Annotated in this window: 6 protein-coding genes; 3 read left to right on the top strand and 3 right to left on the bottom strand. The window is 40.9% G+C overall.

The window, feature by feature from the left end; all coding sequences use genetic code 11:
- Window positions 1-63 precede the first annotated feature (63 nt).
- A complete protein-coding gene (locus CUN59_RS02395) occupies window positions 64-276 on the top strand; it encodes a DUF6887 family protein (protein WP_104386332.1) in 213 nt (70 codons plus the stop codon).
- 82 nt (window positions 277-358) lie between these two features.
- On the opposite strand, the gene gor is transcribed toward CUN59_RS02395, so the two are convergent.
- Together gor and CUN59_RS02385 are read right to left on the bottom strand one after the other, a co-directional pair.
- Window positions 359-1,735: a glutathione-disulfide reductase gene (gor, locus tag CUN59_RS02390; protein WP_104386329.1), complete on the bottom strand. Its 1,377-nt coding sequence runs from the start codon at window positions 1,733-1,735 to the stop codon at window positions 359-361.
- Between the two features lie 104 nt (window positions 1,736-1,839).
- On the bottom strand, window positions 1,840-2,652 hold the full coding sequence (locus CUN59_RS02385) for a sulfurtransferase (RefSeq protein ID WP_104386328.1): 813 nt from the start codon (window positions 2,650-2,652) through the stop codon (window positions 1,840-1,842).
- A gap of 86 nt (window positions 2,653-2,738) precedes the next feature.
- Here CUN59_RS02385 and CUN59_RS02380 point away from each other — a divergent pair, with 86 nt between their 5' ends.
- On the top strand, window positions 2,739-3,650 hold the full coding sequence (locus CUN59_RS02380) for a tRNA (5-methylaminomethyl-2-thiouridine)(34)-methyltransferase MnmD (RefSeq protein WP_104386327.1): 912 nt from the start codon (window positions 2,739-2,741) through the stop codon (window positions 3,648-3,650).
- A gap of 135 nt (window positions 3,651-3,785) precedes the next feature.
- Here CUN59_RS02380 and hemL read toward each other — a convergent pair whose 3' ends face one another.
- A complete protein-coding gene (gene hemL / locus CUN59_RS02375) occupies window positions 3,786-5,084 on the bottom strand; it encodes a glutamate-1-semialdehyde 2,1-aminomutase (protein ID WP_104386326.1) in 1,299 nt (432 codons plus the stop codon).
- A gap of 137 nt (window positions 5,085-5,221) precedes the next feature.
- On the opposite strand from hemL, the gene hisIE reads away from it, so the two are divergent.
- Entirely contained in the window at window positions 5,222-5,872 is a 651-nt protein-coding gene (gene hisIE, locus CUN59_RS02370) for a bifunctional phosphoribosyl-AMP cyclohydrolase/phosphoribosyl-ATP diphosphatase HisIE (RefSeq protein ID WP_104386325.1), read from the top strand.
- Window positions 5,873-6,295: the final 423 nt, after the last annotated feature.

The raw sequence follows: 6,295 nt of genomic DNA, 5'->3' as shown, positions 1-6,295 counted from the left end.
TTATTTTGCACGACTACTTAACATAGAAATAGAAATATATCCCAATGGTTTATGGAGGTTTTTATGATTAAACCAAACTTTATTAGCATGAATAAAACTGAATTAAGAGCTTACATAATTGCTCATCCAGACGATCAAGCAGCATTTCATACCTTTGTTGATCGTTTTGCTTCGGAAACTTCCAGCGAAATTTTTGATATACCTAAATCAAATCATGAGTTGGGGCAAGTGGAGAACTTAATTAGAGAAAAATTAGCTCAAACTCAATATCAGTAATTTTCACCCTGATGAAATATATGCAAACTACACTTATCAGAATTTTCAGGGTTTAGCACTGCTAAACCCCTACCAAATACAATTATCGCATGGTAACAAATTCCTCCGCCGCGGAAGGGTGAATACCTACGGTGGCATCAAAATCGGCTTTAGTTGCACCCATTTTCACCGCAATTGCTACACCTTGAATGATCTCTGCGGCGCTATCTCCCACCATGTGAGCGCCTAAAATCTTATCAGTGTTAATATCTACGATCAGCTTCATCATGGTTTTTTCCTGCTTACCCGGTAAAGTGTAGTACATGGGGCGGAAGCTAGTCCGATAAATTTTGATACTATCATCACCGTATTTTGCCCTAGCTTGGGCTTCTGTTAAACCGACTGTAGCCGCTTCTGGAGTGGTAAATACGGCTGTAGCAACGGTTTCATGGCTAAATTCCCGGCGGTTGTTGCCAAATTCGGTATCAGCAAAGGCCCGGCCTTCACCAATGGCGACGGGTGTTAAATTTAACCTATCTGTGACATCACCAACGGCAAAGATATGGGGTTGGCAAGTTTGACTATATTCATTAACAGCGATCGCATTTGCGGTACTATATCCCGGTCCTTCCTCAGAACTGGGAACACAGTCAAGTTGGGCATTTTCTAAGGCTAACCCTTCTACATTGGGACTGCGACCGGTGGCAACTAAAAATACATCCGCAATGATGGGTTCTTGATCTCCAGATAGGGTTAATTTTAGTCCCTCATCCACCTTTTCTATTGCTGTCACCAGAGTATTTTGGATAATACGAATACCATGATTCGTCATTCCCTCTTGGATACTGGTGCGGATATCTTGATCAAAACCGTTTAAAATTTGCTCTTTGCGGATAATTTGCGTTACTTCTGAACCTAAGCCCCGCATAATACAAGCAAACTCACTACCAATATAACCAGCACCAATGATGGCGATATGTTTGGGTTGGGTTTTCAGGTGAAAGATTTCATTGGAGGTAATAGCGTATTCTATTCCGGGTATGTCTGGTTTAATGGGACGACCACCCACAGCAATTAATATTTTTGCGGCTGTATATTGTTTACCATTTACTTCTACAGTGTGAGGATCTACAAAACTAGCACGACCGGAAATTAATTCTACACCGGCTTTTTCTAAAAAGCTGATGTGGAGGGCGGAAAGTCTGCGGACTTCCTTATCTATGGATGTAATAAAGTGTTCCCAGTCAAATTTTACATCTCCCACCGTCCAACCATAACCGGCGGCTTCTTGGAATTGGGCGGGAAAGTGAGAACCGTAAACCATGAGTTTTTTCGGGACACAACCGCGAATTACGCAAGTACCACCAACTAAATCATATTCAGCGATCGCCACTTTCGCGCCATAACTAGCAGCCCGTTTAGAAGCAGCTAAACCGCCAGAACCCGCACCAATTACAAACAGGTCGTAATCAAAAGTCATAAATCTCTACTTTTTTCAGCTAAAAATCGGCTAATAATTCAGATGCCTTGATTTAATCTAGCGTAGCTTCTATGATGGTTTCGCTGTGGACTTAGCTGTTTTAGCTAATAACTAATCCAATCACTCCAACTCCCAGGATAAAGTTTACCTGTTGTCATCCCAGCTAATTCTAAGGAAAGTAAATTTACACAAGCCGTAACACCAGAACCGCAATAAACTAAAATTTCCTTAGTTATGTCTAGATTTTGCCAACGTTGAGATTGTGCAGACTGGGGAAGTACACACCCAGAAGCATCAGTTACTTCTTGCCAAGGATAGTTAACAGCACCGGGAATATGTCCAGCAATTTTATCAATTGGTTCTTTTTCTCCACGATAACGTTCTGGTTCTCTAGAGTCTACTAAAACCACATCTGCATTATCTTTATGATTTTTGACATAATTAAAGTCTACAACTTTATCCGCTTGAATTTGCGGAACAAAAAGACCTCTTGCAGCAGCAGGAATTATATCCGTAATAGCATAACCCGCTTTTTGCCAACGGTCAAAACCACCATCTAAAATAGCTACTTGTTCATGTCCTAAATAACGCAATAACCACCATAAACGTGAGGCAAAAGCAAAGCGAGAATCATCATAGGCTACTACTAAAGTTTGTGGAGAATTTACCCCAATAGCTGATAACTTTTCTGCTAACTCTGTGATATTTGGTAAGGGATGTCTTCCCCCATGTTCTCCTACAGGACTAGATAAATCTTCATTTAAGTCTAAATAGTAAGCACCTGGGATATGATTAGTTTGATATTGTTTTTTTCCTAATTTTATATCAGCTAAAGAAAAGCGACAATCAACAATCACAACTTGAGGATGATTCAGATTTTCAAATAGCCATTGTGGAGAAACAATAAATTGATTCATAGGTAATTGGTAATTGGTAAATTTATCTCGTTCCCAGTCGAAGACTAGGAACCCTACTAACTTCTGATTTCTGAACTCCTGAAAAAATGTCAAACCTAGAGAATTTTACACCGCAACCCACACAAGATGGTTCTTTTACTTTTTTCTCAACAGAATTTAACGAAGCTTTTCACAGTCACTATGGTGCAAAACAAGAAAGTTTACTCAAGTTTGCCGTTCCGACTCGATTACCAATATTAGCAAAGACGGGATTTATCCGATTATTAGATGTTTGCTATGGTCTAGGATACAATACCGCTGCCGCTTTAAAGACAATTTGGGAAGTTAATCCTAGTTGTCATGTGGAAGTAATAGGTTTGGAATTAAATCCGATTGTACCCCAAGCGGCCATTAGCCATCAGTTATTTACTAATTGGGATAACAAGTATAGCAAGATTTTATCCGCAATAGCTTTTAAATATCAAATTCAAAGCGATTATCTTCACGCCAATTTACTCATTGGTGACGCTAGAAGCTTAATTTTAAAACTACAAAAATCAGGTTTTCAAGCAGACGCAATTTTTCTTGATCCCTTTTCCCCGCCCCATTGTCCGCAACTATGGACAATTGAATTTATTGATAAAGTATCGAAATGCCTACACCCAAATGGGTTACTTGCAACTTATTCCTGTGCTGCTGCTGTACGAACGGCGCTTTTATCGGCTGGCTTGGTTATAGGTTCTACTCCACCAGTAGGAAGACGGACTCCCGGAACTATAGCAGGATATTCCGCACATACTCAAACATTAACCACATCGGAATTTTTACCCCTTTCTCAAGCTGAAATAGAACATTTACAAACTCGCGCTGCTATTCCTTATCGAGATTCTAATTTAAGTGATAATACTGAAGAGATACTCAGAAGGCGACAACAGGAGGTCAATGTATCAAATCTAGAATCAACTTCACAATGGCGGAAACGTTGGTTGAACTACCCACCAAGTGGATTTACACCGTGAACTTTATCAACAGGCAAGAGGCAGTGGTATGGCTAAGGCCACGCTTTGCCAACGGCTACGCTCACCAACGGGGGCAAGAGGCAAGAGGTAATAGTAGTATACATTCTCTCATATCTCCCCTGCCCCTCCGCCTTTTTATAGACTAGACAATACTGCTTTAGCTGCAGCTAATGTTTGTTCAATATCTTCCTCGGTATGTGCCAAAGAAGTAAATCCAGCTTCAAATTGAGATGGTGCTAAGTAAATACCATGTTCTAACATTCCGCGATGGAAACGACCAAATTTAGCGGTATCGGATTTTTTGGCATCTTCATAGTTATTCACTGGCCCGGCAGTGAAGAACATTCCAAACATGGCGCTGATATGACCACCACAGGCTGCATGACCAGTATCTTTGGCAATTTTTAGTAAACCATCGGCTAATTTTTGAGTAATTTTTTCTAAATACTCATAAGTGCCGGGTTTACTAAGTAGTTCTAGGGTTTTAATTCCGGCTGTCATCGCTAAGGGATTACCAGAAAGAGTTCCAGCTTGATAAACTGGACCAGCAGGGGCAATCATAGACATAATTTCACGGCGGCCACCATAAGCGCCAACTGGTAAACCACCACCAATGACTTTACCCATAGTGGTTAAGTCGGGGGTAACACCAAATTTGGCTTGTGCGCCACCATAGGCAATACGGAAGCCCGTCATTACTTCATCAAATACTAATAATGCGCCGTGTTCTTGGGTAAGTTCCCGTAGTCCTTCTAGGAAACCGGCATCAGGAGTAATAAAACCAGCGTTACCAACTACGGGTTCGAGAATGACACCGGCGATTTCCTGGGGGTTTTGTTCAAATAAGGCTTTTACAGCTTCCAAATCATTGAAAGGCGCGGTTAAAGTGCTGGCTGTGGCAGATTTGGGTACTCCTGGGGAGTCGGGTAAGCCCAAGGTAGCGACACCTGAACCAGCTTTTACCAGGAACATATCCGCGTGTCCGTGATAGCAGCCTTCAAATTTGATGATTTTTTCTCGATTTGTAAAGGCTCGCATCAGGCGTAATACCGCCATACAAGCTTCTGTTCCAGAGTTAACAAATCTGACCATTTCGACGCTAGGAACAGCATCAATGACCATTTCGGCTAAAACGTTTTCGAGGGCGCAGGGAGCGCCAAAACTTGTCCCTTTTTCTAAGGCTGTGTGTAGTGCGGAAATTACTTCTGGATGAGCATGACCACAAATAGCTGGGCCCCAAGTACCAACATAGTCAATGTATTTATTGCCGTCCACATCCCAAATATATGCACCATTAACACGGTCAAATACTATGGGTTGTCCACCAACAGATTTAAAAGCGCGAACCGGAGAACTGACTCCTCCGGGCATGAGGTTTTGAGCAGCACCAAAGATTTCTTGTGATTTTGTGGTTTTAATTGAGGTATTGACCAAGGGTATCTCCTACTACGTGGTGATGAAAATTGAGCTTCTATCTTAGGATAGGGTGAAAAGCTACTTGTAAATTTCTATGGTATAGGATTAGCTGAAAATGGTATGTTAAGTCAAAGAATTATTGTAAATTAACTAGTATGTCTTCTTCCCAACTGCTATCTCTCCAATCTGCTATCCCTGTAGATAAAATTCGTTATGATGATCAGGGTTTAGTGCCGGCAATTGTCCAAGATTATTTGGATGGAACTGTGTTAATGATGGCTTGGATGAATCAGGAATCGTTACAAAAGACTTTGGAATCTGGGGAAACTTGGTTTTGGAGTCGTTCCCGTCAGGAGTTTTGGCATAAAGGTGCGACTTCTGGACATATTCAGAAGGTGCAAAGTATTCGTTATGATTGTGATAGTGATGCTCTGTTGATCGGGGTAGAGCAATTGGGAGATGTAGCTTGTCATACTGGAGAACGTAGTTGTTTTCACCAGGTTGATGGGACAGTGACAGCACCACCAGGGGATAGTTTATCACAATTGTTTGCGGTAATTTGCGATCGCCGTGATCATCCTAATGAAGATTCTTATACCTGTAAATTATTGGCTGGTGGTGATAATAAGATTTTAAAAAAGATTGGTGAGGAAAGCGCCGAGGTAGTAATGGCGTGTAAAGATGATGATGCCGATGCGATCGCTGGTGAAGTGGCAGATTTGTTTTATCATACTCTTGTGGCTTTAGCACATCATCAGGTTGATTTAAAAGCAGTTTATCGCAAGTTACAGGAAAGAAGAAAATAGGTGAAATAGGCAATTGATTAATAATTATCTGAGTCAGGATGTCCACCGATTATAGGATGTACAGGATGTAATTTTTGTCTGAGAGGTTGTTTGAAAAGTATTATATGAAACCAGTAATCTCTAAAAACCTAACCCCCCTACCCCCCTTCCCTACGAGGGAATGGGGGTTTAAAAGCCCCTCCTCTTATAGGGGAGAGGTTTGGAGAGGGGTTAATTTATACTGGAACAACTTTTAAAACATCCTCTGAATCAGGATAACCACCGATTATAGGATGTACAGGATGTAATTTTTTATTTAGGAAAAGATCATAAACATAGATTAGATGATGGTATAATATCTTTCTTTATGCAAACAGCAAATTAAACAATAACATCCCGAAAATCCTCAAATCCTGTCTATCCTGATTCAGACAAAAAAAAGAC

Source organism: Cuspidothrix issatschenkoi CHARLIE-1 (genome assembly GCF_002934005.1).
GTDB classification, from domain to species: Bacteria; Cyanobacteriota; Cyanobacteriia; order Cyanobacteriales; family Nostocaceae; genus Cuspidothrix; species Cuspidothrix issatschenkoi.
Note: the sequence above shows the minus strand (reverse complement) of the source record. Positions and strands in the feature narration are given on the sequence as shown.